Raw genomic sequence first — 26,134 nt, 5'->3', positions numbered from 1 at the left:
GGCGGCTTGTGCGGTGGCTGTGGCGTTCTGGCGCGGCTGCGCTGTCGCGGCCCCGCCCTGCCGGCTATCACGGTGTAGCGGTCATCCTGCGCGGCCAGCGCGCGCCTTGGCCGCCAGCTCCTTGTCGTAGTCGTCGCGGCAGTCCGCATTGCAGAACAGCAGCGCGGGCGCCAGTGGCTCGTCGCAGTAGTGGCAGCAGCCATGCGCCACCAGGGCAGGCCGGCCGCGCACGGCAGCCAGGCCACGCGCCACCTCGGCGAAGATGATCTTGCCCGTGTTGTCGATGTGATCGCTCATGCCGCGCCCTCCCCGCCCGTGGCCAGGTCATACGGGACGAAGCGCACCACTTCCACGCCGGCCCACTCGTTGATCGCTTCGAACTGCGCCTGCAGCGGCACCAGCTCGTTACGGGCGAAGACGCGCGCGGCAGCTTCCACGGCGCCGAAGCCGCCGGCATTGTTCGGCAGGATGCCCATGAGCTGGGGCGGCACGCGGTGCGCGGCCAGCTGGTCGTCGCGCTGCACGAGCAAAAGGTATTCACCTGGGCGAAGGGCGAAGAAGTCTTTCAAAATCCGCGTCTGGTGCGGCGTTGGGAGGGTGACCAGCCGATTCGCAAGACACTATGGACCGGCATTCTGCAAAACGCTAGCGTGCGGTATCGCGACCCTTATCAGACGCGGCACACCTACGCAAGCATGATGCTCTCGGCCGGTGAACACCCTATGTGGGTGGCAAAACAGATGGGGCATGCTGACTGGACAATGATTGCCAGGGTATATGGGCGTTGGATGCCTAACGCCAACTTAGACGCTGGCGCCAAAGCAGAAAACATCTTCGGCATTATTTCTGACTCAGACTCATAAAGTATGAGCTAACGATTTTCTTGCACGGCGGCTGCCAAGCAGCCGCACCCCATCATGCTGCAGGAAATTACACTCAGCCTCCCATTTCGGCTAGCGTTACCTTATCAGCGACTTCGGGAAATGCCGACTTTCCGCTTTTCCAACGCTTAAAAGAAGACGATTTATTCAGGGCCGTCGACAGCGCAGCATGCAACTCGTATTTCGTCGCGTCAACGTTAGCTCGGAGGTTTGCAGCCAGCTGTGCATTGTCAAAAGCTCTGTACACCACCTCGCGATGATAGTCCTTCATCCCAAGCGTCGTCGAATGTACATCATCAAACGTCTCTTTACATGCGCTAACGTCGGTTGAGTGATGGCCGCGACAAGCTATAGGTCGCGCGGCATAAATCGAACATTTTCCGTCTAGCAGCATCGCACATTCCACATTTGTGGTCGTGTAGACTTCAGACGTCATCTCTCGTGTACGTGCTGCGACATTGTGAACACGACCTATGACAACATCACGCCTGGCCTGTGGCAGCTTTTCTATAGCCTCGGCAATCGCAAATGTCTCAGTGGCTGAGACCATTACATGATAATGACAACAGTAGGTACAGCCGGACTTACAGCTTATTGGACTATTTGACCGAGTGATCATATCTTCAAAAGCAGTATAGAAGCGCATGGTCTGCTGCGTGACTGGCCCCTTTCCTAACCCGTTAAAGACCGCTGGCAAAGAAGGTTCAATCTCGCCAAAAACCTTGATGACATCGCCCATGAGGTCGTCCTGTGACTTTACATGCATGTTTCAATCCTTTAAATATATTACTTAAAAAAACAATATTTCTTTCAGTACTTATGCAGGATAATATCCTTTGCTGGTTAGCAAAGACAGCGATGTAGAGCTCAGTCGCCCCTGGCGAGGCTCTGACATCATCGCACTGCAGAGAATTTTGGCTTTCCCATCTAGCCTGCAGCTATTCCGTCACAACTAAATCTAATTGGCGGCAATTTGACAGTACATGCTTGAAAGTTCGCTATAACTATAGCTTTACGGTAGGTTCGATTTCTGCCATCTCCACCACTGAATAAATAAAAAGGGCCTCCCCGTTTTAGCGGGGAGGCCCTTTTTATTTATTCCATGCATGCAGAACGCGAGCATCGAATCCGCGTCCGGTACGGCGCGGGGGTTTTGCGGGGCCTTCGGCGAGCGCAGCTCGGCGCCGCAAAACCGGGTTGCGCTTGCAAGCGCAACCCCCTCCGATTCTTCTGGCCAGGTTTTGCGCCGCAGGCGGCTTCCCTAACGACAACACTCACTGCTCAGGCCGTATCCAAATGGAGGAACTGCCCCTCGCCCCCCTCCAATTACGGACGCAAAAAATCTCTTCCTTCTGGCGTTGTTTCATATGCGCCATCCGAAGTGAGGTTAAGCGTCAAGTTGGGCGACGTAACAGATGCGGAAGCCAACTTTTAAGCCTTTGTAGCGCATCGTGAGATGTGCCGGACACTTGTCACGCTCGAGTGGACCTGTCATCAGGGCTCTCCCAGTGGCAGCATTTGCAGCTGGGGCATGTCCCAAACCGTAATCAGCAAGCCACTCGCCAAAGTCAACCACGGACAAAAATTGCAGACCTTCGCGATTCAACGACCAGGCCAGCTCCTTGCCAAAGCGTAGCGAACCGCCCTCGGGGCACGCCTCGAAATACCCCCCTCCAGTTAAGCCATCTCCACCGGTCAGCCCCCATGTCAGATCACCCCAACCGTCCTTTTCCAAATCCCGTGCAGGATTCGGACAAATCTGTTGCCATTCATCAATCTCAAGCAAACGCACCGGAAGTCCTGTTTTATCCTCGACATAACGGCAATAAGCAATCGCATCAAACCATGTAACACTGACTGGAAGATTGCCATGATCATGGAGATTAACTGCTGCCAAATCCTCTTCAATGGTAAGTTTTATCTTTCTCAACCTCTCCGAACGGATCTGGCGCCATTCGCTGTTCTCATAGAATTTCCAGAACTCGTCGACTGTGATCAGAGGCGAGATCATCAGGCACCGGTTCCTGATACGGTGCGGTAAAAATCCCTTTGTTTGCTGAGCATCCAGCTGGCGCGAGGGAATATATCCTCTTTCTGCCATCAACTCACGCGCAAGCAATTTGTCGTACCCGGGCCAAGTCGCAACCGAACCGCCTTCGGCGTAATGACGCTGTTCAGCATCGTGCATGAGACGATCCTGCCACTCTCCCTGCCTGAAGTAAAGATGGGCCGCCAATTTCGAATTTAGCAATGCAGATGGCAGTTCATTCGAGTTAAATACGGGGAAAAGAAAATTCTCAATGAACGGTGTATCCCTTTGATTCCTGATGACCCAGTCAAATTTACCATCGGCTCCCCTCAGGAATATGATGTTGTCGTTTCCAGGTAGAGGAATAACATCGACCCAGCCATCTTCGCTGCGTTCTATTTCTGCCCGAAAAATCTGGAATAGCTTGCGGTCAAATGCTGCTTCTTTCTCGCTTACGTTATAAGCGGTAAAAACTGTGGCTTCCAGCATTGGCGCCATCAGGTTATCGCCAAGCAAGTTGTACATACCGCCGACAAATTCAGATACCGCATTCAGCAGCAGCATCCGCCCTGTCAAATCAACGAATTCAGGGGCATTCGGCCATTGAGTTCGCATATCGTTAGCACGCAATACCACTTCATTTGCATAAAGCTCGCAATATTCGAGTCGTTCCTCATCCGCGTACATATTCTTGCCTGCCAGTTCATGGATATCCAGGCGGCCATAACCAGATGCCGCAAACAACAGCGATCCGACACCAGTGAACAAGCGTTTTGGAAGCGGCAAGCCCGAGTTAAAAAAACGGTCGGCCAGGCGATGTGCGGTCAGGGTTTTCGTAAATCCCGGCAGACAAGGCCACTTGATCAGGTCAGCGGGTTGATTCATGCCATTTTCGGCAAGAAAGCCAAGAATTCGGGGCTGTTCGGTTTTGCACCAGTGATCGTAGGACCGTGCACCAAGCGTGACGGCAAGCGCCTTTTGCAGGTCGGTGACTTTGAGGCTTTTCGATTTTGAAACGGCAACGCCACGCATCTCCCGATCTTGACGGAGGGAAGTTACGGACTTTCTGATATCTTCCTCATGCAGTCCGTTAAGGCACATGGACCAGAACATTTCGTCCTCAGATGCCGACAGGCCAGGCTTCGGGGTAAGAAGATAAACCTTACGCATTGCACGCAACAGATTTTCGGTATTCATGCACTTCTCCAAAGATAATGCCACGGCGTAGTGAGCCGTGCTGCCTCAGGCAACAATGATCAAGCCTAACAACAAGGATTTGGAGAATGCGAAAGGAACAAATAATGTCCTTTTTGGCTTTTTAACCGGGGGACAGCTTCCTGGCAACGTAGCACGCACACGCACGCAATTAAGCGCACTATTAGGATATATGCGTTCAGCCTAGATGGCAAATTTATTTACGTGACATTCAATGCGCAGGTCATTTCCGAATGGCGGAACTGCCCCTCGCTCCCAAAGACTTAAAACCAGCCATGGCCAAGCATCAGATTGACGCGAATAAAATTAATAAATATGCCACCTTTACCAAGTCTAGAAACTTGCACCTTTATGCCCGCTGAAATCATACGCAAAGGTGACCCGAGCAGCCATGGCGGCGGCGAAAAAACCGCACTACAGACACGGCCAGCGAGTTATAGTCAGCAAAGGCAAGACTATCCAAGTAACCAAGCAGAAGCGCTACCTGATCGGGCCCAATATCGAGGGATTGGCAGAGAAACCCAAACCATGAAAATTGCCCGCCTTCTTTCCTCCAGTTTCCTCGTGCTAGCCGTGGCCCTCGTCGCCTATGGTCTTTTCGGCCTCTCCCGTTTTGCCTGGTACACGGGCGCCTACTACGATGAGCGCATGATCCTGTTCGACCACGGCTTCTATCCCTTTGCGTGGGGTATCGCGCTGCTGATGGGGCAAATCGCCCGCTTGCACCATCGTCGACCGGCGATGCTGCTCGCCGCTGGCGCGGCCCTGGTGCTCCTTCTGTGGAAGCGTGCAACAGTGCCTGACGGCATCGCCAATCAGCAACTTTTTCCGGGTCCTGATTTACTGGAGGGACTGATTGTTACCGCTGTCGTGGTCATCGTCCTGGCGCTGATAGACCGCCCCGTCGAGCAAGCCATCCGCAAGGCTTTTAGGCGTACCCGGTGACCATCAAAGGGCCACCGCCGCGCGGCTACCCACACGCGACACTGCCCGCCGCGCCCCCAATACTTCAGCCCCGTCGAAAAATCGAAACCGAAATCACAGCGGCAATCCCCGCACGTTCGCAAAGAAACACGCGCACACCAGGATTTTGTGCCGTTATGCATTTTCTGTGCATTGCGAAGGATCAAACATCCGTACGTTGCTGAGATTGTATTGGGGAGTTGCCGCCAGTTGATGCGATGACGTTAAGCCAGCGCGAAGGTACACCGCCCACCTTAAAATTAAGAAACATCCCTCCGCAAATACGCGATCGCCCGCCGATACTTCTCTATCCTCTCCAGGTCCTTCGGCGTCGGCGCCCCTATCCTCGACAAGTCGCTGTTTTCCGCCAGATCCGCCAGCTTGACGGCCTTGCCGACCGGATTCAGGGCTGCGCGGACGATGAAATCCTCGTACGACTCGCCCTCGACCTTGGTCACGGCGCGCACGCCGTCGATGACTTCTTGCGAGAATCCTTCGTGCGCCAGGTCGTCGAAGGTGATTTTTCCGTCGCTGTCTTCCACCACGTCATGCAGCACGGCGACGATCTGCTGGGCGCCGGGGGCGACGCGCAGCATCACGCGCAAGGGGTGCAGTATGTAGGGCGCGCCGCCCTTGTCCGTCTGGCCGGCATGGGTGGTGGCGGCGATTTGAATGGCGCGTTCCAGGGTGCCGCGTCTTGCGTGTTCACTCATGTTTACTCCTTGTTCACTCCACGTTGGTTGCTGATCCCGTTGCGCGCCAGCCGCGGCGCTGCAAATGGCAAACGCTGCTGCACAGCAAGACTGGCACCAGTAAATTGAGCACCGGTATCAGCATCAGCAAACACAGCAGCAGACCCAGGGCAAAGATCGCCGGGCGCTGTGCGCGGCGCAACACCGCTTGCTGTTGCTCGTCGAGCACATCCTTTGCCGCCGCGCCATAGATCGCTTGCACGTTCCAGGCCAGCAGACAAGCAATCAGCACGCACATGGCCCACACGGGGATCAGCAGGGAAAGCAGCAGCAACAGGCGGCGCCACCAGGCCGGGCGTGCGGCGGACAGCGCCAGGCTTGCCGGCGCTTGCCAGCCGGCATAGCGGCGCGCCGCCACCGCCTTGGCGCGCTCCAGCAAGAACCAGCGCAGCGGCAAGCGCGCCGTGCCGATGGCGCAGACAATAAAGACCATGACATAGAACAAGGTGGCCAGCGCCAGCAAGGCCAGGGCGATCTGGCCGATCGACAACAGGGCTTGGGCAGCGCTGCCCAGACTGCCGGCGATATTGCCCATCTGAGAAAGCGTGGCAGGCCCGTTGGCCAATGTCCCGACGCCATCCATCACGCCCAGGCCCAGCAAGCCGGTGACGGACACCAGCGCCAGCATGGCGCTCAGCTCGACAAAAAAACGGCCGAAGCAGCTATACAGCCCCAGCCACAACGCCACGACCGCCATGCACCACAGCGCGGAGCGCCACCACAGCCCCGCATGACGCGCATCGCGCAATCCCAGGCCGATGCACGTGAAGGCTTCCCGCCAGGCCAGCAGCCAGGTTTGCAATGTTTGTGGCACGCTCAGGCGTACTCCGCAATGAAGGGGCGGATACGTCGATCCGGATGTTGCCGATTGTACATGGACGCGGCTGGCGCACGCGCCACCGAGGACGCAGCGCACAGCCCACGCCGGCCCCGCCCCTTCAAAATTGCTATCGAAACGCCAAAACAGTCACAGCCTGCACCGCACTTTCAAAGGAAGATTCAAAGCAGACCCGGTTTCTGCCGGCTGCCTTGGCCTTGTACAGGGCCTTGTCAGCGAACTCAAGCAGCTCGACTGCCTGGTTTTCCAGATGCGTCGGCATAAATGCCGCCACGCCGACGCTGGCCGTCACCACGCCAGGAGGATTGCCCCGATGCTCGATTCCCAGCGATTGCACGGCATCGCGCACGCCTTCCGCCACCGCCAAGGCGCCAGCCATATCCGTGCCGGGCAATAAAACGACCATTTCCTCGCCGCCATAACGCGCAGCAAGGTCTCCCGGCCGGCGCATGCTGTAGGCCACCACCTTGCCAATTTTTCTCAGGCACTCGTCGCCGGCCACATGGCCATAGATATCGTTGTATTGCTTAAAGAAATCGACATCGATCAACACCAGTCCCATGGCGCTGCCTTCACGCTGCGCACGGCTGAATTCGGCAAGCAGCGACTGGTCAAAGTGGCGCCGGTTCGCCAGTCCCGTCAGCCCATCCTGGTTGGCAAGGCGGGCCAGGGTTTCATTGATCAACTCCAGCTCGTTACGCGCCTCCAGCAAACCCGCCTCGCTCTTGACCCGCAAATCGATTTGCCGCACCACGCGGTAACCGATGAAGGCAATCAGCAGTACCAATACGCCACCCACCGCGTTCTGCAAAATCATGTCGAGACGCCACTCGGCGAGCACTTCTTCCTGCGACAAGGCGGCAGAGACCACCAGCGGGTATTCCTCGATTCTTCGGTAGCTGTTGATACGCGTTACGCCATCGACCCGCGACTTGATCACGGCCGTGCCAACGGGGCTCTTGGACAAATAATCATGAAATAAAGGAAACTGCGAAAGATCGCGCCCCAGCATGCTTTCATCGAACGGCCTTCGCAATAAAAGAATGCCTTTTCCATTCGCAATGAAAATGGCGCCTTTTTTCCCTATCGAAAAGCGCTCATAAAACTGCCTGAAATAATGCATATCGATGGTCGCCAGCGCCACGCCGCCGAAACTGCCGTCCGGCATATTGATACGCCGCGATACCGTGACGATCCAGTCCCCGGTCGATTTGCTGCGCACGGGAGGGCCGACATAGGGCCCGCGGTCCTCATGCGTTCGATGGTAGTTGAAATAATCCCGATCAGAATTATTCAGATTGCTCAACAGCGTTTTCTGGGAGTTCACCAGCCAGCTGCCATCCTTGGCATAAATGAAGATGCCGTGCAGCTGCGGCAGCTCGCCGACACGGGTGACCAGCAATTTATGGATACGCTCCAGCTCAAGGTCGGAGACACCATCTGTCTCCACCCGCTCCACCAGTCCGACCAGCACCGTATCGGCTTCCTTGATGGTGTCATAGGCATGCTGCGCAACGGATTGCGCCAGATTGGCGCTTTCACGGGCCGCTTCATTGAGCTGCACTTCCCGTGCGCGCAAGGTCATCCATAACTGGATCGCCAGGAGCGACAAGCACACCAGCACGACAAAGAAGATAGCCAGCGGCAACAAAGAGAATCCCCGGAAACCGGCACCCAACAGGCGTGGCGGCAAGCTGCGTGACCTGGTCATGGATTAACTCCCGGTTTGATATCCGGCAAAGTGTGCACCAAATAGGCAGCAACATACTCACACATCGTCACAAAGATATAAAAAAGTTACCGCAACACTGGCCGGGCAAGGTGTTCTTTCCGCCATGGCGGCGTTGACTCCTGTTCCAGCCCGCAATTGTTTGCGGAAGCGCAATCCTATATGAAGCGGAATGCGAAACAATACCAGTTCCCCCAGCGTTGCGTATAGCGGAGTTGAGCATGCTTGAAGTACAGCCCAGGGACAAGCGTGGATTTTTCATCCTGCCGCAGGCTCCGGAAGGTGCAGGCTATTACGTCTATGGCACCCCTGGCAGGGGCGCGGGTCAATATGCGCATCCGAACATGATGATGGCACTCCTGTATGTGGAGCGCGAATGGCAAGCGGTCGATGACCGGCAATTTGGCATTGGCAACATCAGTCTGGCTAACGGAACCGCCTATGGCCAGCACTCAACCCACAAATCCGGCTTGGAAGTGGACATTCGCCCGCTGCGCAAGGACGGCCTTCAACTCCCTGTTTATTGGTATGACAGAGACTACGATCAAGCCGCGACGGCAAAGCTCATCGCACTTTTTCGTGCCCATGCCAGCGTGCGCAGGGTGCTGTTTAACGATACCCACATTCCATTCGTGACGCCATTCAAAAATCACGACCATCACTTTCATCTGGAACTGAGAGCCTGATATGAAAACACTATGGCCTATGGCGCTGAGCGCCCTCACCCTGTTTTCACCGGCCTATGCAGGTGGCAACAGCGACTGGGGCGCAGACAAACAGTTCAAGGGGTCTTATCTGATTTATTCGAATACCTTGGGCGAGCAACAGCCTCCCACACCGCATGACCGCAAGATTTCTTTCATGGTCACGGGGGCCGTTGCCAAGGACATGTTTGATTCGATGGGGCCAGACTCGAAAGAGCGCTGCAGTTTGGAGAAAGGCTTTCGGCAGCGCGATAAGGAAAATGTTTCCTGTGTCCGGGATCATGACGGCTACAGGTGCTACTTCGGCTTTAACCTGCGCAGTGGCAAAAGCATAGGTGGCTCGATTTGCTAGCGCCCATGCAGCCTGGCAGCCATTAAACAGCCAGGCTCCCGCGTCCCCTACCTTCGGCTCAACGGCACATACTCGCCCGGCAAGCCCGCCACTTCCAGCGCATCGGCGAACGCCAATAAAAACTTCGCCGGGCCATGGTCCGACACCAGCAGAGAGGCGCCCTTGTGGCGCAGCAGCTTCAGCACTTCCTGCTGGTGCGCCTGGTATTCCTGTGAATGGCCGTAGAACGTTTGATACATCTCAAGGGTTTCCATGGCCTTGGCGGCCAGGATGAATTCGGGTTTGTCCATGATGTCTCCTCGTTGTTACTGCTGCCAAAACCACGAAAAAAAACCTGCAGGACGTGCTGGCGCGTGCCGGTCGCACTGCCTTGCGGCAACCACATCCGTATTTCCATCATACGCCTCAAGCAGGCCGTTGCGCCGTCCTGCCGTGCATCTTTTTCTATCGCCCCCATCCGGCGCCATCGCTGCGGTGCGCGCGCTGGCGCCAGGTGCCCGCGCATGGCATCATGCGCGTTGCCCATCCCTAATAACGACATATGGACCAATATCACTTCCTCGTAGGCGAATTCAAGAAAAATACCCCCTTCATTGCCGCTGCGGCCAGCGCGCAGCTGTTTGCCTGGTTCGCGCACATCGGCGAACCCGTCGAGCGCTACGGCAACAAGCGCGGCAAAATCGTCAAGTTCTCACAGCGAAATTACGAGAAGATGCTGTTCGCGCCAGAGACCAACAGCATCGGACTGCTTTCGCCGCGTCTCGTACCGCCCGAAGAAGCTTACGAGGCCGTCAACTGCGACGCGCAGGCCATGTATTCATCGGGCTCGGAGCTGGTTCTGTCCATACGCGCCAGCAAGCTTGCGCTGGCGCCGCTGTTCGACGGTGCGCGGGCCATACCCGGCCTGTTTGAGCATTGCGAATATGTGTACTGCTACGCTGAAACGCAGGGCTATGGTACCGGCTACGCACTCGGCTACCGGCAGCTCGATGAGGCCCATCCGATGACCTTTGGCACGCCTTGCCCCGCCAATAACTGGGCAGCCATCAAGCGGCGCGGGTTGCAAGATGCGCACCTGCGCGATGTATATCCCATCAATGGTTTCACGCAAGCCAGACTGGATGCGCTGCCGCCCGAGCGCCGGCAAGCACTGCGCGCTGCGATGCAGGCGTATGGCCGCTGCGAAGAGCATGCCGGCTGGATCTTCTGGCACCTGCAGCCTGGGGAACTGGAAGCGGCCCGCGCCGCACTGAACGCACACGCCATGCTGGGCGCCTACATCAACAACTGAACCTCATGACCCCACATTTATCGCTGCACTGCTATCTGCAAGACGCGGCCGCAGAACGGCCCCTGCCCTGCTCCGACGTGACGATACAGGCCGATCCGGCCACCCTGCGCGCCATCGCCCATTTTCTGCTGGCCAGCGCGGACGCGTTTGATCTGGCGCAAGACCGGGCCGGCATGCACGCCCATCTGCAAGACGAGTGGGAAGGCTGGCAGGACGACTTCCCCGACCTCGTCGTCGTGGCCGCCTGAGGTGAGGTGTAGCATGGCGCCCCGCCTGGCGCGCGTCGGGTAACATACGCCACCTTTGCCCTACAGAGAACCTTGATGCCCGATTCCCGAAACGCCCTGGCGTCGCTGCGCGCCGCCGTGCTGGCCGCCGCGCTGGCCAATCTGTCCGCCTGCGCCAGCCCGCCCGCGCACGAGACGCTGTTCCTCGCCACCACCCTGACGCCCGCGCACTCGTTCACCAAGGGCGTCGAAGGCCCGGCCGTCGATGCGGACGGCAATATCTATGCCGTCAACTTTGCGCGCCAGCAAACCATCGGCAAGGTCAGCCCCGGCGGCATGAGCGAGGTCTACCTGACCCTGCCCGGCACCAGCATCGCCAACGGCATCCGCTTCGGCAGCCGCGGGCAGATGTATTTGGCCGACTACATGGAACACACGATCTACCTGGTCGATCCGGCCACGCGCGCGCTGACCATCCACGCGCGCGAGCCGCGCATGACGCAGCCGAACGACATCGCCATCACGGCCGATGACGTGCTGTATGCGAGCGACCCGAACTGGAAGGAAAACACGGGCCGCGTGTGGCGCATCGCGCAGGACGGCACCGTGACCCTGGCACTCGACACCATGGGCACGGCCAACGGCATCGAGGTCAGCCCCGACGGCAAGATCTTGTACGTGAATGAAAGCGTGCAGCGCAATATCTGGATGTATGACATCGCCGCGGACGGCAGCCTGAGCGGCAAGCGCTTGCTGATCAAGTTCGACGATTTCGGCATGGACGGCATGCGCGTGGACGTCGACGGCAACCTGTACGTGACGCGCTACGGCAAGGGCAGCGTGGTCAAATTGTCGCCGCAGGGACGCATCTTGCGCGAGATCAGCGTGCCCGGCGCCAAGCCGAGTAACATCACCTTCGGCGGTCCCGATGGCCGCACGGCATACGTGACGGAAGTGGTGCAGGGACGGCTGCTGCAATTTCGCGTCGACCGCCCGGGCCTCGAATGGCAGCGGGCGCAGCAGCATAAGGCAAATGCGGCCAATGCGGCCAATGCGGCGGCAGCGGCGGCGGCAGCCCCGCCACCGGCTGCCGCGGAGTCCGTCAGCGCGGAATGATGCGCTCCGCCTTCAACTTCTCGAACAGGTTGAAGAAGGCGTCTTGCGTATCCTGGTAATCGGGGAAGCCCGCCTTGCGGCTCTTGCCCATGTCCGTCATCACTTCCATCGGCCGGCCCAGGTCGGCATCCGTATGCCACCAGGAAGCGAGGCGGCCGACATCCAGCTCGACCAGATCATGCTGCTGCGCAATGGCGCGCCACTGGGCGGGGGCATCCTGCATGCGCTCGGCCAGCGGCGCCATCACCTCGGGCAGACCAGCCGCTTCGACGCCGAAATAGGCGGCCAGGCGCGGCCACAGCCACTTCCAGCGGAATACGTCGCCATTGACGATATTAAAATCTTCGTTGCGCGCGCAAGGGCTGTCGGCCGCCCACGCCAGGTGGCGCGCGATCTGGCCCGCGTCCGTCATATCGGACAAGCCGTGCCATTGCGCGGGCGAACCGGGAAACACGAAGGGCTGGCCGCCGGCCTTGCACAAATTCGCATATACGGCCAGGGTCAGGCCCATGTTCATGGCATTGCCCAGCGCGTAGCCGATGATGGTGTGCGGGCGGTGCACGCTCCACGTAAATCCGTACTGCGCGGCCGCCTCAAACAGCCGGTCTTCCTGAGCATAGTAAAAATTCTCGACCGCCTGCCGGCCCTGCTCTTCGCGAAATGGCGTGACGGGAACGCTGCCCTTGCCATACGCGTCGAACGGTCCCAGGTAATGCTTGAGGCCCGTCACCAGGGCCGCGTGGCGCAAGCGGCCGTTTGGCCCCAGCGCGGCCAGCACATTGGCCACCATGGCGCCGTTGACGCGGATGTTTTCCTGCTCGTTTGCCTGGCGTGCCCAGGCCGTGAAAAAGACGTGGCTGGCGTCCAGGCCCGCCAGGGCGGCGCTGACGGCCGCGCCATCCGTCGCATCCAATTGCAGGGAAGTGCAGCCTGCGGGGACAGGCGTGCGTCCGCGCGAGACGCCCGTCACCCGCCAGCCCTGCGCCAGCAAGTGCGTGGCCAGATTGTTGCCGATGACGCCGCTGGCGCCGATGATGAGGGCGTGTTTTTGCATGAGAGAAAACCTCCGAAAGAAAAAAACATCATATCCGCGACACCAATTCTTATCCGCGATACTATTTCATCCTATTCATGAATAAAATTCGCGGATCATGTTTTCATCGGAACATCTAAAGGGCCTCACGCCATTTCTCGCCACGGCCGACGCGGGCAGTTTTACCAAGGCGGCCGAGCGCCTGCACCTGAGCAGCTCGGCCGTCAGCAAGAGCGTGGCGCGGCTGGAGGAACGGCTGGGCGTGCTGCTGTTCGAGCGCAGCACGCGCCGGCTGAAACTGAGCGACGCGGGCCGCGCCTACTACGCCACTTGCAAGCGCGTGCTGCAGGAACTGATGGACGCGGAAGACGTGCTGGCCGAACACGCGACGGAACTGGCGGGCCAGGTGCGCATCGGCTTGCCCGCCTCGTACGGGCGCCTGCGCGTGATGCCGGCCCTGCTGGAGCTGTGCGTGCAGTATCCGCGCTTGCAGCCGTCGATCGCCTTCAGCGACCGCTTCGTCGACCTGTTCGAGGAGCGCATCGACATCGCCGTGCGCATCGGCGCGCCCTCGCACTGGCCGGCCGCGCTGGGCCAGATGCACCTGGGCGACGAACAGCTGATCCTGTGCGCGGCGCCCGGCTACCTGGCGCGGCGCGGCACGCCCGCGTCCATCGCGGATCTGGATGGCCACGACTGCATCGCCTACGGGCGCGGCGACGGTTCGCCCATGCCGTGGGTCTTCCCTGACGTCGCCACGGGCGGGCAGGTCGAGCACCGCCTGGCATCTCCCCGCATGACGGTGGGCGACGCGGAAGCGCGCACGGCCGCCGTACTGGCCGGCCTGGGCGTGGCGCAGCTGGCCACCTGGCTGGTGCACGAGCACCTGGCCACGGGCGCCATCGTGGCGGTGCTGCCGGCACTGGCCACGCAAGGCTTGCCCCTGTACCTGGCGTGGCCGCTGGCGCGCCAGCTGACGCCGAAAACAGGCACCCTGCTGCAGGAACTGCGGCAGCGGCTGACGATCAGTTGATTCAGTTAATTCAGTTGAAAATTCCGCTTGACCCTGACGTTACGTCAGGTGCGATTCTGCTTGCACGCACCCGGAAAGGAGTACCCCATGCTGTTGAAAATCGGTGAACTGGCCAAGATGACAGGCTTGAGCATCCGCACCCTGCACCACTACGACAGCATCGGTCTGCTCTCGCCCTCGGCGCGCACGCAAACTGGCTACCGCCTGTACCAGCACGGCGACATGGACCGGCTGCACCGGATCATGGCGCTGCGCAAGTTCGGGCTGTCGCTGGCCGATATCGCCAACGCCCTCGCCGGCCCGGAGCTGCCTTTGCATTCCATCGTGGCGCAGCAGATCGCCATGCTGGAACGCCAGATCGCGCAAGCTTCCACCTTGCGCGAACGCCTGCGCACCCTGCAGGCGCAACTGGCGCAGGGGCAGGCGCCGGAACTGGCCGAGTGGCTTACCACAATGGAGTTAATGACCATGTACGACAAATACTTTAGTCCCGAAGAACTGCAACAGCTGCCGCTGCTGACAGATAGCGCCGTGGAACAGGAATGGAAGGCACTGGTGACGCGCGTGCGCGCCGCCAGGGAGGCGGGCGCCGGCCCCGGCGATGCGCAGGCACAAGCTCTGGCCACGGAATGGATGGTCAAGCTGGTGCGCGACACGGGCGCCCACCCGGGCCTGTTCGCGCGCCTGAACAGCATGCACGAACAGGAACCATCGATGCAGGCGACGACCAGCGTCGATGCGGACGTGATGCAATTCATCATCGCCGCCTTCAACGCTTCGCGCATTGCGCTGTACCGGCCTTTCCTCGATGAGCAGGAATACGCGTATTTACTCGCCAACTACGGCAGGCGCTCGGGCGAGTGGCCGGCCCTGATCGCCGCCGTGCGCGCCGCCATGGATGCGCGCACGCCGCCCACCGACCCGGCCGTGCTGCAACTGGCGCGGCAGTGGCTGGATCTGTTCCGCTCGTATGCGGGCACGAACCCGGCCACGCAGCTGAAATTCCGCCAGGCGCACCAGCAGGAACCGCGTCTGATGGAAGGCAGCTTCGTCGACGCCGCCATGCTGCACTACCTGGGCGCGGCGATGGCCGTGGTGGCGCAGGAGCGTCCGGCCAAATAAGTTGAGGTGTGGCATCTCGTGGGCGGGGCCATGTAAAATCGGCCTTCGCCCACGAGAGGAAAAACCGATGCGCCGCTTTCTGTTTGCTTGCCTGACCCTGCCCGCCCTGCACGCCGCCATGGCGGCCGAGCCGCCCGTGCAAGGGGTGTGGCAGGGCACCGTGGGCAAGGCCAATATCGTGGCTTGCTTCAACCAGCCCAGCCCCACGCAAGGCGCGGACCGCAGCGGCAACTATTACTACACGCGCTACAAGACGCCGATCATGCTGACCAAGCCGAACGGCAAGACGCTGTGGCAGGAACTCGACGCCAAGGGCGACACGACGGGCACCTGGTCCTTGAATGCGCCGCAAGATGGCAAAGTCACCGGCACCTGGGCGGATCCGAAAAGCGGCAAGACCCTGCCCCTGGCCCTGACCCTGCTGGAAGCGGCGGGCGACCGCGAGCATCCGTCCTGCGCCAGCGATGCCTACAACCTGGCGCTGGAAGATTTTCCCAATACCAAGACGAGCAAACCGATCGCCTTCGAAGGCAAGCAATACCGCAACCTGCAAGTGGGCGACACCATCACCGTGGAATTGATCGCGCCCGGCGATGGCGTGACAAAAATCAATGCGCAGCTGCGCGCCGTGCTGGCAAAAAACAAAAAAGACCTGGCCGACTTCTATGCCACGCGCCGCGAGTACCTGGGCCGCAACGGTTTCACGACGGAAGACGAAGTGTATGCGGAGCCGACCTACTGGTCGCCGCGCTGGGTGACGATCAAGTTCTACCGCTGGGCGGCAGGCTATGGCGCCAGCGGCATCTCCATCAAGTTCCGCACCTGGGACGTGAAGACGGGCCAGGAAACGGACGTGTGGAACTGGTTTGGCGCCAGCGCCAGCGATGGCGACGACAAGGCCGAATTGCCTGACCGCCTGCGCCAGGCCCTGTTCAAGGACGTGAAAATCGATGCCGAATGCAAGGGCACGGATTACGACGGCCGCGGCCGCTTCCACCTGTCCCTGAAGCCGGAAGGGGTGTCGTTCTGGGAAGACTCGAACGGCAGCGGCTGCGAAAACGATTTCTTACTGCCGTACAGCAAGGTCGGCCCCTTCCTCACCGTCAAGGGCCGCGCCGCGCTCAGCGATCTATTGCCGAAGAACTAGGCTCTGTCCCCGCTAAGTAGGGGAAGTCCGGGAATCATCCTGTATCCCTGCTGTCTGAGTGTACATCGCAGACAAACGGGAGCCCTCCATGCAGACCGGCCAATGGAAAACCTTCATCGCCCAGTTCGCCGCACTGAACCGTCGCCAGCGCCGGGCGGGTATCGCTCTGCTGCAAGGAAGCGCACCGCAGGACGCTGCCGCGGTACTCGTCGAAAACGTGGGCCGGCAGCGCTTGCACTGTCCTGCCTGCAAGAGCAATCATGCTCACCGGCATGGCCATGCGCACGGACTGCAGCGCTACCGTTGCGTGCCGTGCGGCCGCACCTTCAATGCGCTCACCGGCACGCCGCTGGCGCGCTTGCGCCATAAATCACTGTGGCTCGATTACGCCGATTGCCTGCTGGCATCCGATTCCCTGCGCAAGGCGGCGTTACAGCTGGGCGTGCACCGCAACACCACCTTTCGCTGGCGCCACCGGTTTTTATCGTTGGCAAAAACGGACCGGCCGCATTGCCTGCATGGCATCGCTGAAGCGGACGAACTGTATGTGCTCGAATCGGAAAAGGGATCGCGGCATCTGACCCGTCCGGCGCGCCGCCGGGGCGGTCATGCCCGCAAACGTGGCATTTCCGATGAGCAAGTCTGCATCCTGGTGGCGCGCGACCGCACGGGGCAGACCCTCGATTTCGTCACGGGAAAAGGAGCGCTGACGAAGGCGCAGGTGCGCCATTATCTGTTGCCCATGATCGACAAAGATATCCTGTTGCTCACCGATGGCCATGCCGCCTATCGCGCCTTTGCCCGTGAAGCGGGGATCAGCCACCAGGCCGTCAATTTGCGCGCAGGCATCCGGGTGCAGGGCGCCGTGCATGTGCAGCACGTCAATGCCTATCACAGCCGCCTGCGGGAATGGCTACGCCCCTTTCACGGCGTGGCGACGCGCTACCTGCCGAATTACCTGGGCTGGCGCTGGATACTCGACGCCGGGCGTATCCGTTCGCCGGAAACATTATTGAAGGCAACACTCGGAGCATTCCCACATTTGACGGTGACATAGCCAAGAACTAAGCAGCCGCCTTGTCCACCATCATGGCCACCATCTCCGCCGTGGCGGCCGCCAGGGTCCAGCCCAGGTGGCCGTGGCCCGTGTTGTAATACACGCCCGGCGCCTTGCCCGGCCCCACTTTCGGCAGCATGTCGGGCAGCATGGGGCGCAAGCCCGCCCACGGGATCACCTTGCGTGTATTGATGCCCGGAAAACACTGCTCCACCCAGCGCACCAGCGGGCGGATGCGGTCGGCGCGGATGTCGTCATTGAAGCCGTTGAATTCCGCCGTGCCCGCCACTCTGAGCCGGTCTTCGCCCAGGCGGCTGCTGACCAGCTTGGTCGCATCGTCAAGCAGGCTGACCTTCGGCGCCGCCGCGCGGCTGGCTGCATCGTCGAGCTGCACGGTAATCGAATAGCCTTTCACGGGATACACATTCACGTGGTCGCCCAGCATTGCCGCCATGGCGCGGCTGGCCGTGCCCGCGCAGATGACGACGGCGTCGAACAGGGTGCTGTCCTCGCCCTCGCTGATGCGTACCTTGCCATGCTCGCGCGCCAGCGCGGTGACTTGTGCACCATAGCGGCAGGCCACGCCCAGGCGGGCGCAGGCGTCGGCCAGGCCGCTGGTGAATTTGTGGATGTCGCCCGTGGAATCGCTGTCCGTGTAGTAGCCGCCGTAAAAGTCGCCTTGCAGGGCCGGCTCGATGGTGCGCATTTCTTGCAGCGTGACGGCGCGCCGCTCCAGTCCGCCCTGCGCCAGCAGGCGCGACACGCCGGCCGCCCGCTCGAAGCCGGCTTTGTCACGGTACACATGCAGGATGCCGGCGCGGCGATGATCGAAATCAATATTCTCTTCTTCTGCCCAGGCAAACAAGTGTGCGCGCGCGGCGATGGCCAGGCGCGCCGTGGCGATGGTGTTGCGCTCGTAGGCGGGCATGGCGGCAAGGAATTGCGCAAACCAGCTCAGCTTGTGCCAGCTGGGCCATGGATGGAGCAGCAAGGGCGCGTCGCGTCGCGCCATCGATTTCAGGGCGTTGAAAATCGTTGCCTTGTGGTTCCACACTTCCGCGTGCGAGGCCGACAATTGCCCGCCGTTCGCATACGACGTTTCCATGGCGGCATAGCGGTGGCGCTCGATCAGGGTCACGTCCACGCCGCGCTTCGCCAGCGCATACGCCGTGGTGACGCCCGTGATACCGCCGCCGATGACGGCCACGCGCTTCATGTCCTGGACTCCACCTTGTGCACCACCGTATCGCCCGCCTGCAGTACGCGGCCATCTTCGGCCAGCACGTCCATCCTGCGCACGGGCAAGCCTGAAGCGCGCTGCAGCAAGGTCGAATGCGCCTCGCCTTGTTCAAACAATTGCGCCTCGCTCCACTGGCGCAAGCCGACGACGACGGGAAACAGGGCCAGCCCCTTGGGCGTCAGCACGTATTCCTGGTAGGCCGTGCCGTCCGAGGCGGGGGCGACCGTAAAGATGCCCTCTTCCACCAGGGTGTGCAGGCGGTCGGCCAGGATGTTCTTCGCCACGCCCAGGCTTTTCTGGAACTCGCCGAACCGGCGCATGCCGTCGAAGGCGTCGCGCACGATCAGAAGCGACCAGCGCTCGCCGATCGCGTCGAGCGCGCGCGCCACGGGACAGGGGTCGGTTTTCAGGCTCTTGCGCTTGGCCACGGGCATTCTCCAGGATTGAGTGGTTGCATTTTAAAACTTCCCGGCGTAGACTCCAACTGGTTTTAATTTGAAACCACTTACATACAAGCCCATGCGCGATACAACGACTCCCCTCACCAGCACACTTCCCCCTTCTCTCGTCTGGCTGTTTGCCACGGCGGCCGGCCTCAGCGTGGCCAATGTGTATTACGCCCAGCCCTTGCTCGCCACCCTGGCGCAGGAATTCGGCATGACAGAAGCAGCCAGCGGCATGGTCATCACGGCCACGCAACTCGGCTGCGCGCTGGCCCTGCTGCTGCTGGTGCCCCTGGGCGACATGCTGAACCGGCGCCGGCTGACCCTGTTCCAGCTGGGCTTGTTGGCCATCTCCCTGGCGGCGCTGGGCTGCGCCCGTTCCACGGCTGCCTTGCTGGGCGGCATGTTGCTGGTCGGCTTGCTGGGCACGGCCATGACGCAGGGCTTGATCGCCTATACGGCCAGCGCGGCGGCCAGCCATGAGCGGGGCAGGGTCGTCGGCATGGCGCAGGGCGGCGTGGTGATCGGCTTGCTGCTGGCGCGCACCCTGTCCGGCGTGGTGGCCGATGTGGCCGACTGGCGCGCCGTGTACTTTGTTTCCGCGGCCATCGCCTGCGCCCTGCTGTTGCTGCTGTGGCGCAAGCTGCCGCCGGCGCAGCCATCCAATCAACGGCTGGCCTACGGCGCCCTGCTCACCTCGATGCTGGAGATGTTGATGCACAACAAGGTGCTGCGCGTACGGGGTACGCTGGCCCTGCTGATGTTTGCCGTGTTCAATATTTTCTGGAGCGCCCTCGTGCTGCCCCTGACGGCGCAAGGCTATGGCCATGCGGCCATCGGCGCGTTTGGCCTGGTGGGCGTGGTGGGGGCGCTGGGCGCGGCGCGCGCCGGGGCGCTGGCCGATAATGGCCGCGCGCAGTGGACGACGGGCGCGGCCCTGTTGCTGCTGCTGGCCGCGTGGCTGCCGCTCGGCTTTGCGGGCGCGGCCCTGTGGCCCTTGATCGTCGGCATCATCGCGCTGGACCTGGCGGGCCAGGCCATCCATGTGACGAACCAGAGCCTGATTTTCAAACAGGACAGCGATGCGCACAGCCGCCTGGTGGCGTGCTACATGCTGTTTTATGCGGTGGGAAGCGGAGTAGGAGCAATTGCCGCCACCAGCGTGTATGCGCTGGCGGGCTGGCATGGGGTATGCGCGCTGGGCGCGGCGGTCAGCTTGCTCGCCCTGCTGTTCTGGCGGCTGACCTTGCCTGCTGAAAAAGCTGAGAGCGCCTAACAGAACCGTAGCGAGCGGCAGTGAGTTGCGGCTGAGAAGCGCAGCTGTGCGGATGCGCAGTGAGCATCGGATGCCGCAAATCGCGACGCGCAGTAGGTGATGTTAGGTCTTAGTTCAGCATGGCCGCCGTGGAACCGTGGCGGTAGGTCTTCAAGGCATCCGGCTGGATCTGGATCAGCGAACCGCTGACTTTAATCAAATGCAAGTCCGTCAACTGGTGCAGCACGCGCGACAGGGTGGCGGGCGCCAGGTTCAGGAACGATGCCAACAGACTTTTCTTCAGGTCCAGCTTGACCTCGTTCGAACGCTGCTGATCCGAAGCTTGCAGCAGATACTCGACCACGCGCTGGGTGGCGTTCTGCACGGAGCAGCGCTCCACGTTGCGGATAAAACCCATCAGGTGATGCGACAGGCTGTTCATCATCTGGCGCGCGATGCGCGGCGACTGGTCCAGCAGGCGCAGCAGCGCGTGCGGCGGAATGCGCAGCAGCAAACAGTGCTCGAGCGCTTCGGCGCAGAACGGATACGGTTCATCGAGGAAAATCATGGCTTCGCCGAAACTCTGGCCCGGACGGATCAGTTCCAGTACCTTGTCGGTACCTTCCATGGAAAACACGCTCAGCTTGACGAGGCCGAAGACCACCACATAGGCGCCTTCCGCCACTTCGCCCTTGCGGAACAGTACTTTGCCTTTTTCCACTTCGACGCGCACGACATCCTGGCGCAATTGCTCTAATTGGGAAGGGGAAATATGGCGAAACAGAGCCTGGCTCGATAGCAAGCCATCGACGTTGACCTTATGCATGACACTCTCTTATTAGATTAGCGAATGACTAAGAGTGTAATGCGCAGGCACGGTCAAGGCCATACGTCAAAGGAACTAGGGTTGTCTAGGCCGGAACGCCATGCAGATCAAACAATCGCGGATTCCTTGCGCACTATTTGCGCGTTGTTTGATCTTTATTTACTCAATTCGCGCTCGACGGCGTAGACGGCGATCTGCACGCGGCTGCTGAGCTTAAGCTTTTTGAGGATGTTTTGCACGTGGATTTTCACCGTGCTTTCGGCCACGTCCAGCTGGCGCGCGATTTCCTTGTTGCTCAGTCCTTGCGCCAGGCAGGCCATGGCTTCCCGTTCGCGCGGCGTCAGTTTGTCATAGTCGGCCTGGGGCGCATTCTGCCCCGCGCGGAACTGCGACACGAGCTTGGCCGTCATGGCGTCGGCAATCACGGATTCGCCGGCGGCGGCGCGGCAAATGGCCTGGCCCAGCTGCTCGGCTTCGATATTTTTGAGCAAGTAGCCGCGTGCGCCAGCGCGCAGGGCCGCGCCCAGGTCGGCCGCATTTTCCGACACGGTCAGCATCAGCACGACCATCTGCGGCAGGTCCTGCAAGATCAGCTGCAGCGCCTCGACGCCAGACACACCGGGCATGTTCAAATCCATCAGCACCACGTCGGGCCGCAGTTCGGCCGTCAGGCGCACGCCGTCCAGCCCGTTCGAAGCCTCGCCCACCACCTGGAATTGAGGATTGCGCTGCAACAGCAGCTTGACGCCGCTGCGCAGCAAGGTGTGGTCATCGACCAGCAGGATTTTGATTGGTGCGTTCACTATGTTTGTTGCCTGATAGGGATAAGTCATTTGTTACGCGGCCTGGCGCCGGGCTGCCGGCAAGGCCAGCGAGATCGTCGTGCCGGCGCCGGGCCGGCTGTCGATGGCAAATTGCGCACCGAGCCGCTCGGCCCGTTCCTGCATGATACGCAAGCCGATCTGCAATTCCGTTTTCTTGTCGCGCAGGTTGGCGGCAAAGCCTTCGCCATCGTCGCGCACCTGCAGCGCAAAATCGCGCCCGTTTTCCACGCGCAGCGTCACGCTGCCCGCTTGCGCGTGCTTGCGGATATTCGACAGCGCTTCCTGCACGATGAACAGGATCTGCAACTGCTGTTCCGGCGCCAGCGGCGCGCCATTGCCGCTCATGGCCAGGGTCCCCGTGACGCCCGTCTGCAGCTCGAACTTGGCCAGCACTTCCGTGAGCTTGCTTTCGAGGTCGCTGCCATGCCAGCGCGTGCGGAAATTGACCAGCAATTCGCGCACGTCCTGGTAGCTTTGCTCGACGCCCATGCGCATCAGCGGCAACACTTCGGCCGCTTCGTCAAGCTGCCCCCGGCGCACGGAATCGTCGAGCATCTGCACTTGCAGGCTGATGAAATTGAGGCTTTGCGCGATGCTGTCATGCAAGCCTTCGGCCAACAGGCTGCGTTCGCGCGCCACGGCAAATTCCTTTTCGCGCGCAATCAGGCGCTGGTTTTCAATGGCGATGCCCAGGCTCTGGCCCAGGGTTTCCAGCCAGCCCTGCTGCTGCGCCTGCACGGCTTGCGGCTGCGCAAAGTGCAGCGAAAAACTGCCCACCACCTGCTCGCGCGCGAGGATGGGGAAGACGGCGATGGCGATAAAGCCTTCCTCCTGGCAACGGTAGCGCTGCAGCGCATCGACCTGGCGGAAATCGCGGATCTGGATCACGCCCTGCGCCACCGCCGCGCCGCACAGGCAATCGTTGTTGCGGATGCAGTGCTCCTCTTCCACCATGGCATCGGAAATGCCCTCGTGCACGATGATATGCACGGTATCGTGCTGCGGATCGAGGATGCGCACGGTGCCGCCTTCCGCTTGCGCGAACTGCATCACGTGGCGCAGAAAGCCACGGCACAGCGCATCGATGGCATGCTGGCCCGCCAGCAAGGTGGAAATCTCGTGCAGGGTAGCGAGCTGGCGTTCCTGCGCGGCGCTCAGGCCCGATGCGGCTTGCGCCAGGCGGCGCTGGCGCCAGCGCGAGGCTGGAAGTTGTTTGCGGGAAGATTGACTGCGCGGCGCATGCATGAAGAACTCGAATCTGAAAAGTGATGCGCCCGACAAGCGCTGCGGCCTGCCGGGCTGGTGAAGGTTACAAACGGATCTCGGTACCGAGCAGCTTGACGAACTGCGCCAGCCAGGCCGGATGCGCGGGCCAGGCGGGCGCCGTGACGAACTGGCCATCCGTGACGGCGTCCGTGACGGCGATGTCGGCATACGTGCCGCCCGCCAGTTTCACTTCCGGCGCGCAGGCGGGATAGGCGGAAATGCGCTTGCCGCGGATGACGTCGGCGGCGGCCAGCAATTGCGCGCCGTGGCAGACGGCCGCGACAGGCTTGCCCGCCTCGGCGAAATGACGCACGGCGGCGATGACCTTCTCGTTCAGGCGCAGATATTCGGGGGCGCGGCCGCCGGCGATCATCACGGCGTCATAGTGGGCCGGGTCGATCTCGTCGAAGCTGGCGTTCAGGGTGAACAAATGGCCCGGCTTTTCTGTATACGTCTGGTCGCCCTCGAAATCGTGGATGGCCGTCTTGATCGTCTCGCCGCTTTTCTTGCCGGGACAGACGGCATGCACGGTATGGCCGAGCATCAGCAGGGCCTGGAAGGGCACCATCGTTTCATAATCTTCTGCAAAATCGCCGGTCAAAAACAGAATTTTCTTCGCTGCCATTTAGTTCTCCTATGAAAGATTGATCCCGCATCCCTGCCTGCAGGATGCACCGCAAGGCGTATCTTAGCGCGACTTGGCAGCCATACTGGATATTTATCAAACTTTTGCGCCTTGATCGAGGATTTTACAGGCTGAGGCAGAATTTTTTACAGGCTTGCCGGTCAAATTCAAACCACACCTTCCGAGAGCCAGACCATGAGCACCGCCACGCATTCCCTTGCCCCATCTGCCCTGATCCGTATCTTCGACCATTTTGCCGATGCGCAGCAGGCCCGCAGCGCCCTGCTCGACGATGGGTTCCCCGCATACGCCGTGCAGCTCGACACGGTCGACGACGAGGCCGTCCCCACCGTCCCCATACAGGGCAAGGCCGCATGGCGCGGCATGTTCCGCCCCGTCGTGGCCATCGGCACCCCGCAGGAACGGGAACGGGCGCACGCCATCGTGCAGGCGTATCACGGCTGCGATATCGACCAGCGCACGGCCAGCCACGCGGGCGGCCGGTGCGCAAGCGCACAGGCGCTTGCAGGCTGACGTCCTCCCCCTGCGCGGCGAAATTATGGCAAGATCAGCATTCCTTCATTCCACAGTGGAACTTGCCATGATTTTTGAAATTGCCCACATCCAGATCAAATCGGCCACGCATGCTGCCTTCGAAGCGGCCGTGACGAAAGCCATCCCCCTGTTCCAGCGCGCACGCGGCTGCGAATCGATGCGCCTGGAGCGCTCGATCGAAAACGGCGATGCCTACCGCCTGGTGGTGGGCTGGACGACCCTGGAAGACCATACCGTGCATTTCCGCGGCAGCGACGACTTCCAGGCATGGCGCGGCCTGGTGGGTGAATTCTTTGCCGCCCCGCCCCAGGTCGAGCACATGAACACGGTAGTGACGGGCTTCTAGACAGGCACCTACACTGCCGGATGGTGAAACACCTGCCGTAAATACGCGAGGAAGGTTTCATCCTTGCACAGGGTCTTGCCCGGCGAATCAGACAGTTTCGCCACGGACTGGCCATTGCAGCGCACCAGTTTCATGACGATGTTGAGCGGCGTCAAACCGACATCGTTGGTGAGATTGGTGCCGATGCCAAAGCCCGTCATGATGCGGTCGGCAAAGTGCTGGTACAGGGCAAACGCCTTGTCCAGGTCCAGCCCGTCGGAAAACACGAGGCGCTTGGTATTGGCGTCGATGCGCAGGGCCGCGTAGTGGGCCAGCGCCTTCTCGCCCCACTCGACGGGGTCGCCCGAATCGTGGCGCAAGCCGTCGAACAGTTTGGCGAAATACAGGTCGAAGTCAGCCAAAAAGGCATCCATGCCGACCACGTCCGTCAGGGCGATGCCCAGGTCGCCCCGGTATTCCTGTACCCAGTCTTCCAGTGCCGCCTTCTGGAAGTCGCGCAGGCGCACGCCGAAGGACTGGAACGATTGCATGTATTCATGCGCCATGGTGCCGATCGGCACGATACCCAGCTTTTTCGCCAGGTAGACATTCGACGTTCCCTTGAAATATTCGGGCACCTCGCGCGCCAGCCGTTGCACCACCTCGTCATGCCAGGCGCCGGAAAAGCGCCGGCGCACGCCGAAGTCGGAAAACTCGAACGGATGCTTGCGCCGCGGCAGCTTGCCGAATTCCTTGACGGCCGCCACTTTCAAGCCCAGGCGGTGGCGCCCTTCGCGCATGGCCGCATCGAGGTCGAAGCGGCGGAAATACAGTTCGTTGATGATGTACAGCACGAAAATCTCGAAGCCCATCACGTGCACCTGCGGCCCGGCCGCATGCACGAGCAGGGTGTCGCCATCCGTGCTGACGTCGATGAATTTGCGCTGGAAGCGGAACACCGTCAAAAAGTCGACGAAATCGCTCTTCATGAAGCGCAGGGTGCGCAGATAGGCCAGCTCGTCGTCGGCAAACGACATCGAGCATAAATGGTCGAGCTGTTCCTCCAGTTCGCCCTTCAGTTCGGCCAGGGGAAAGGCCGTGGCGTTGCGGCAGACAAATTCGTATTCGGTATGGGTATTCGGATGACCGTGCAGCAATGCTTGCCACATTGTAAATTTATACAGATCGGTTTCCAGCAAACTGCGCACTATCGGGGTCATGTGTGTTTTCTCCAACTTCCTGAAGCCAGAATAGTACGCCACCGCAAGCATTTCAGCAGGGCACGA

Annotated in this window: 29 protein-coding genes and 1 pseudogene; 14 read left to right on the top strand and 16 right to left on the bottom strand. The window is 60.7% G+C overall.

The genetic code is table 11. The annotated features are described in order from the left end of the window. Positions 1-81: 81 nt before the first annotated feature. Together BZG29_RS07600 and BZG29_RS28075 are read right to left on the bottom strand one after the other, a co-directional pair. Positions 82-297 (bottom strand): hypothetical protein, encoded by a 216-nt coding sequence (locus BZG29_RS07600; protein ID WP_077400730.1) that lies wholly within the window; start codon positions 295-297, stop codon positions 82-84. Continuing rightward, a pseudogene (locus tag BZG29_RS28075) lies at positions 294-524 on the bottom strand (capsid portal protein); the annotation flags it as partial. The gene BZG29_RS07600 and the pseudogene BZG29_RS28075, both read right to left, overlap by 4 nt. On the opposite strand from BZG29_RS28075, the gene BZG29_RS28420 reads away from it, so the two are divergent. Continuing rightward, the gene (locus BZG29_RS28420) at positions 495-863 is read left to right on the top strand and encodes a hypothetical protein (protein ID WP_253192814.1); all 369 of its coding nucleotides are present in this window, start codon (positions 495-497) and stop codon (positions 861-863) included. The pseudogene BZG29_RS28075 and the gene BZG29_RS28420 sit on opposite strands and share 30 nt — an antisense overlap. A gap of 73 nt (positions 864-936) precedes the next feature. On the opposite strand, the gene BZG29_RS27665 is transcribed toward BZG29_RS28420, so the two are convergent. Beyond that, on the bottom strand, positions 937-1,620 hold the full coding sequence (locus BZG29_RS27665; RefSeq protein ID WP_171984955.1) for a YkgJ family cysteine cluster protein: 684 nt from the start codon (positions 1,618-1,620) through the stop codon (positions 937-939). A gap of 648 nt (positions 1,621-2,268) precedes the next feature. Further along, the gene (locus BZG29_RS07585; RefSeq protein WP_077400728.1) at positions 2,269-4,107 is read right to left on the bottom strand and encodes an SUMF1/EgtB/PvdO family nonheme iron enzyme; all 1,839 of its coding nucleotides are present in this window, start codon (positions 4,105-4,107) and stop codon (positions 2,269-2,271) included. A gap of 546 nt (positions 4,108-4,653) precedes the next feature. Between BZG29_RS07585 and BZG29_RS07580 the strand changes: the two genes are divergently transcribed. Beyond that, positions 4,654-5,070 (top strand): hypothetical protein, encoded by a 417-nt coding sequence (locus BZG29_RS07580; protein WP_077400725.1) that lies wholly within the window; start codon positions 4,654-4,656, stop codon positions 5,068-5,070. Positions 5,071-5,348: 278 nt separating this feature from the next. Here the strand turns inward: BZG29_RS07580 and BZG29_RS07575 are convergent, their stop codons facing one another. The 3 genes from BZG29_RS07575 to BZG29_RS07565 form a co-directional block, all read right to left on the bottom strand. Next, complete coding sequence (locus BZG29_RS07575) at positions 5,349-5,801, bottom strand: HD domain-containing protein (protein ID WP_077400722.1); 453 nt, start codon at positions 5,799-5,801, stop codon at positions 5,349-5,351. A gap of 13 nt (positions 5,802-5,814) precedes the next feature. Further along, positions 5,815-6,654, bottom strand: coding sequence for a hypothetical protein (locus BZG29_RS07570; RefSeq protein WP_150130825.1), 840 nt, complete (start codon positions 6,652-6,654; stop codon positions 5,815-5,817). Between the two features lie 133 nt (positions 6,655-6,787). Further along, a complete protein-coding gene (locus tag BZG29_RS07565; protein WP_077400716.1) occupies positions 6,788-8,389 on the bottom strand; it encodes a sensor domain-containing diguanylate cyclase in 1,602 nt (533 codons plus the stop codon). Positions 8,390-8,628: 239 nt separating this feature from the next. Between BZG29_RS07565 and BZG29_RS07560 the strand changes: the two genes are divergently transcribed. Both BZG29_RS07560 and BZG29_RS07555 read left to right on the top strand, forming a co-directional pair. Then, complete coding sequence (locus tag BZG29_RS07560; RefSeq protein ID WP_150130824.1) at positions 8,629-9,093, top strand: hypothetical protein; 465 nt, start codon at positions 8,629-8,631, stop codon at positions 9,091-9,093. Between the two features lies 1 nt (position 9,094). Then, complete coding sequence (locus BZG29_RS07555; protein ID WP_150130823.1) at positions 9,095-9,463, top strand: hypothetical protein; 369 nt, start codon at positions 9,095-9,097, stop codon at positions 9,461-9,463. A gap of 47 nt (positions 9,464-9,510) precedes the next feature. Here the strand turns inward: BZG29_RS07555 and BZG29_RS07550 are convergent, their stop codons facing one another. Then, complete coding sequence (locus BZG29_RS07550; protein WP_077400707.1) at positions 9,511-9,753, bottom strand: hypothetical protein; 243 nt, start codon at positions 9,751-9,753, stop codon at positions 9,511-9,513. Positions 9,754-10,004: 251 nt separating this feature from the next. On the opposite strand from BZG29_RS07550, the gene BZG29_RS07545 reads away from it, so the two are divergent. The 3 genes from BZG29_RS07545 (at position 10,005) to BZG29_RS07535 (ending at position 12,097) form a co-directional block, all read left to right on the top strand. Beyond that, positions 10,005-10,754, top strand: coding sequence for a hypothetical protein (locus BZG29_RS07545; protein WP_077400704.1), 750 nt, complete (start codon positions 10,005-10,007; stop codon positions 10,752-10,754). 5 nt (positions 10,755-10,759) lie between these two features. Continuing rightward, positions 10,760-11,002, top strand: a complete 243-nt coding sequence (locus tag BZG29_RS07540) for a hypothetical protein (RefSeq protein ID WP_077400701.1) — start codon at positions 10,760-10,762, stop codon at positions 11,000-11,002. A gap of 75 nt (positions 11,003-11,077) precedes the next feature. Next, on the top strand, positions 11,078-12,097 hold the full coding sequence (locus BZG29_RS07535) for an SMP-30/gluconolactonase/LRE family protein (RefSeq protein ID WP_253192813.1): 1,020 nt from the start codon (positions 11,078-11,080) through the stop codon (positions 12,095-12,097). Here the strand turns inward: BZG29_RS07535 and BZG29_RS07530 are convergent. After that, positions 12,084-13,151, bottom strand: coding sequence for an SDR family oxidoreductase (locus BZG29_RS07530; protein WP_077400698.1), 1,068 nt, complete (start codon positions 13,149-13,151; stop codon positions 12,084-12,086). The two genes, BZG29_RS07535 and BZG29_RS07530, sit on opposite strands and share 14 nt — an antisense overlap. Before the next feature lie 97 nt (positions 13,152-13,248). Here BZG29_RS07530 and BZG29_RS07525 point away from each other — a divergent pair, with 97 nt between their 5' ends. From BZG29_RS07525 to BZG29_RS07510, 4 genes are all read left to right on the top strand, one after another. Next, positions 13,249-14,163, top strand: a complete 915-nt coding sequence (locus BZG29_RS07525; protein WP_077400695.1) for a LysR family transcriptional regulator — start codon at positions 13,249-13,251, stop codon at positions 14,161-14,163. An 87-nt stretch (positions 14,164-14,250) separates the two neighbouring features. Beyond that, the gene (locus tag BZG29_RS07520; RefSeq protein ID WP_077400693.1) at positions 14,251-15,285 is read left to right on the top strand and encodes a MerR family transcriptional regulator; all 1,035 of its coding nucleotides are present in this window, start codon (positions 14,251-14,253) and stop codon (positions 15,283-15,285) included. 67 nt (positions 15,286-15,352) lie between these two features. Then, the gene (locus tag BZG29_RS07515; protein ID WP_077400690.1) at positions 15,353-16,432 is read left to right on the top strand and encodes a hypothetical protein; all 1,080 of its coding nucleotides are present in this window, start codon (positions 15,353-15,355) and stop codon (positions 16,430-16,432) included. Positions 16,433-16,520: 88 nt separating this feature from the next. Continuing rightward, positions 16,521-17,489 (top strand): IS1595 family transposase, encoded by a 969-nt coding sequence (locus tag BZG29_RS07510; protein WP_077400688.1) that lies wholly within the window; start codon positions 16,521-16,523, stop codon positions 17,487-17,489. A gap of 7 nt (positions 17,490-17,496) precedes the next feature. On the opposite strand, the gene BZG29_RS07505 is transcribed toward BZG29_RS07510, so the two are convergent. Then, positions 17,497-18,705 (bottom strand): D-amino acid dehydrogenase, encoded by a 1,209-nt coding sequence (locus BZG29_RS07505; RefSeq protein ID WP_077400684.1) that lies wholly within the window; start codon positions 18,703-18,705, stop codon positions 17,497-17,499. Then, a complete protein-coding gene (locus BZG29_RS07500) occupies positions 18,702-19,157 on the bottom strand; it encodes a helix-turn-helix domain-containing protein (protein WP_077409006.1) in 456 nt (151 codons plus the stop codon). The genes BZG29_RS07505 and BZG29_RS07500 overlap by 4 nt, the downstream gene beginning before the upstream one ends. A gap of 91 nt (positions 19,158-19,248) precedes the next feature. On the opposite strand from BZG29_RS07500, the gene BZG29_RS07495 reads away from it, so the two are divergent. Further along, positions 19,249-20,448, top strand: a complete 1,200-nt coding sequence (locus tag BZG29_RS07495; RefSeq protein ID WP_077400681.1) for an MFS transporter — start codon at positions 19,249-19,251, stop codon at positions 20,446-20,448. 109 nt (positions 20,449-20,557) lie between these two features. On the opposite strand, the gene BZG29_RS07490 is transcribed toward BZG29_RS07495, so the two are convergent. The 4 genes from BZG29_RS07490 to BZG29_RS07475 all read right to left on the bottom strand — a co-directional run bounded on the left by BZG29_RS07490 (position 20,558) and on the right by BZG29_RS07475 (position 23,968). Then, positions 20,558-21,253, bottom strand: coding sequence for a Crp/Fnr family transcriptional regulator (locus tag BZG29_RS07490; protein WP_034781930.1), 696 nt, complete (start codon positions 21,251-21,253; stop codon positions 20,558-20,560). A gap of 155 nt (positions 21,254-21,408) precedes the next feature. Then, positions 21,409-22,086, bottom strand: coding sequence for a response regulator (locus BZG29_RS07485; RefSeq protein ID WP_170846465.1), 678 nt, complete (start codon positions 22,084-22,086; stop codon positions 21,409-21,411). Between the two features lie 3 nt (positions 22,087-22,089). Beyond that, positions 22,090-23,322, bottom strand: coding sequence for an ATP-binding protein (locus BZG29_RS07480; RefSeq protein WP_077400678.1), 1,233 nt, complete (start codon positions 23,320-23,322; stop codon positions 22,090-22,092). A 64-nt stretch (positions 23,323-23,386) separates the two neighbouring features. Next, entirely contained in the window at positions 23,387-23,968 is a 582-nt protein-coding gene (locus BZG29_RS07475; RefSeq protein WP_034781925.1) for a DJ-1/PfpI family protein, read from the bottom strand. A gap of 195 nt (positions 23,969-24,163) precedes the next feature. Between BZG29_RS07475 and BZG29_RS07470 the strand changes: the two genes are divergently transcribed. Next, on the top strand, positions 24,164-24,502 hold the full coding sequence (locus BZG29_RS07470; RefSeq protein ID WP_077400675.1) for a hypothetical protein: 339 nt from the start codon (positions 24,164-24,166) through the stop codon (positions 24,500-24,502). Positions 24,503-24,569: 67 nt separating this feature from the next. Further along, the gene (locus tag BZG29_RS07465; RefSeq protein WP_034781921.1) at positions 24,570-24,869 is read left to right on the top strand and encodes an antibiotic biosynthesis monooxygenase family protein; all 300 of its coding nucleotides are present in this window, start codon (positions 24,570-24,572) and stop codon (positions 24,867-24,869) included. 8 nt (positions 24,870-24,877) lie between these two features. Here the strand turns inward: BZG29_RS07465 and pncB are convergent, their stop codons facing one another. Continuing rightward, on the bottom strand, positions 24,878-26,068 hold the full coding sequence (gene pncB, locus BZG29_RS07460) for a nicotinate phosphoribosyltransferase (RefSeq protein WP_034781917.1): 1,191 nt from the start codon (positions 26,066-26,068) through the stop codon (positions 24,878-24,880). Positions 26,069-26,134: the final 66 nt, after the last annotated feature.

Source organism: Janthinobacterium sp. LM6, from assembly GCF_002002885.1.
GTDB lineage: Bacteria > Pseudomonadota > Gammaproteobacteria > Burkholderiales > Burkholderiaceae_D > Janthinobacterium > Janthinobacterium kumbetense.
Note: the sequence above shows the minus strand (reverse complement) of the source record. Positions and strands in the feature narration are given on the sequence as shown.

What these genes read in the sequence shown, in the direction of transcription:
- BZG29_RS07600 (WP_077400730.1), bottom strand. Translation starts at nt 297, where the DNA reads ATGAGCGATCACATCGACAACACGGGCAAGATCATCTTCGCCGAGGTG.
- BZG29_RS27665 (WP_171984955.1), bottom strand. Translation starts at nt 1,620, where the DNA reads ATGGGCGATGTCATCAAGGTTTTTGGCGAGATTGAACCTTCTTTGCCA.
- BZG29_RS07585 (WP_077400728.1), bottom strand. Translation starts at nt 4,107, where the DNA reads ATGAATACCGAAAATCTGTTGCGTGCAATGCGTAAGGTTTATCTTCTT.
- BZG29_RS07580 (WP_077400725.1), top strand. Translation starts at nt 4,654, where the DNA reads ATGAAAATTGCCCGCCTTCTTTCCTCCAGTTTCCTCGTGCTAGCCGTG.
- BZG29_RS07575 (WP_077400722.1), bottom strand. Translation starts at nt 5,801, where the DNA reads ATGAGTGAACACGCAAGACGCGGCACCCTGGAACGCGCCATTCAAATC.
- BZG29_RS07565 (WP_077400716.1), bottom strand. Translation starts at nt 8,389, where the DNA reads ATGACCAGGTCACGCAGCTTGCCGCCACGCCTGTTGGGTGCCGGTTTC.
- BZG29_RS07560 (WP_150130824.1), top strand. Translation starts at nt 8,629, where the DNA reads ATGCTTGAAGTACAGCCCAGGGACAAGCGTGGATTTTTCATCCTGCCG.
- BZG29_RS07555 (WP_150130823.1), top strand. Translation starts at nt 9,095, where the DNA reads ATGAAAACACTATGGCCTATGGCGCTGAGCGCCCTCACCCTGTTTTCA.
- BZG29_RS07550 (WP_077400707.1), bottom strand. Translation starts at nt 9,753, where the DNA reads ATGGACAAACCCGAATTCATCCTGGCCGCCAAGGCCATGGAAACCCTT.
- BZG29_RS07545 (WP_077400704.1), top strand. Translation starts at nt 10,005, where the DNA reads ATGGACCAATATCACTTCCTCGTAGGCGAATTCAAGAAAAATACCCCC.
- BZG29_RS07540 (WP_077400701.1), top strand. Translation starts at nt 10,760, where the DNA reads ATGACCCCACATTTATCGCTGCACTGCTATCTGCAAGACGCGGCCGCA.
- BZG29_RS07535 (WP_253192813.1), top strand. Translation starts at nt 11,078, where the DNA reads ATGCCCGATTCCCGAAACGCCCTGGCGTCGCTGCGCGCCGCCGTGCTG.
- BZG29_RS07530 (WP_077400698.1), bottom strand. Translation starts at nt 13,151, where the DNA reads ATGCAAAAACACGCCCTCATCATCGGCGCCAGCGGCGTCATCGGCAAC.
- BZG29_RS07525 (WP_077400695.1), top strand. Translation starts at nt 13,249, where the DNA reads ATGTTTTCATCGGAACATCTAAAGGGCCTCACGCCATTTCTCGCCACG.
- BZG29_RS07520 (WP_077400693.1), top strand. Translation starts at nt 14,251, where the DNA reads ATGCTGTTGAAAATCGGTGAACTGGCCAAGATGACAGGCTTGAGCATC.
- BZG29_RS07515 (WP_077400690.1), top strand. Translation starts at nt 15,353, where the DNA reads ATGCGCCGCTTTCTGTTTGCTTGCCTGACCCTGCCCGCCCTGCACGCC.
- BZG29_RS07510 (WP_077400688.1), top strand. Translation starts at nt 16,521, where the DNA reads ATGCAGACCGGCCAATGGAAAACCTTCATCGCCCAGTTCGCCGCACTG.
- BZG29_RS07505 (WP_077400684.1), bottom strand. Translation starts at nt 18,705, where the DNA reads ATGAAGCGCGTGGCCGTCATCGGCGGCGGTATCACGGGCGTCACCACG.
- BZG29_RS07495 (WP_077400681.1), top strand. Translation starts at nt 19,249, where the DNA reads ATGCGCGATACAACGACTCCCCTCACCAGCACACTTCCCCCTTCTCTC.
- BZG29_RS07490 (WP_034781930.1), bottom strand. Translation starts at nt 21,253, where the DNA reads ATGCATAAGGTCAACGTCGATGGCTTGCTATCGAGCCAGGCTCTGTTT.
- BZG29_RS07485 (WP_170846465.1), bottom strand. Translation starts at nt 22,086, where the DNA reads ATGACTTATCCCTATCAGGCAACAAACATAGTGAACGCACCAATCAAA.
- BZG29_RS07480 (WP_077400678.1), bottom strand. Translation starts at nt 23,322, where the DNA reads ATGCATGCGCCGCGCAGTCAATCTTCCCGCAAACAACTTCCAGCCTCG.
- BZG29_RS07475 (WP_034781925.1), bottom strand. Translation starts at nt 23,968, where the DNA reads ATGGCAGCGAAGAAAATTCTGTTTTTGACCGGCGATTTTGCAGAAGAT.
- BZG29_RS07470 (WP_077400675.1), top strand. Translation starts at nt 24,164, where the DNA reads ATGAGCACCGCCACGCATTCCCTTGCCCCATCTGCCCTGATCCGTATC.
- BZG29_RS07465 (WP_034781921.1), top strand. Translation starts at nt 24,570, where the DNA reads ATGATTTTTGAAATTGCCCACATCCAGATCAAATCGGCCACGCATGCT.
- pncB (WP_034781917.1), bottom strand. Translation starts at nt 26,068, where the DNA reads ATGACCCCGATAGTGCGCAGTTTGCTGGAAACCGATCTGTATAAATTT.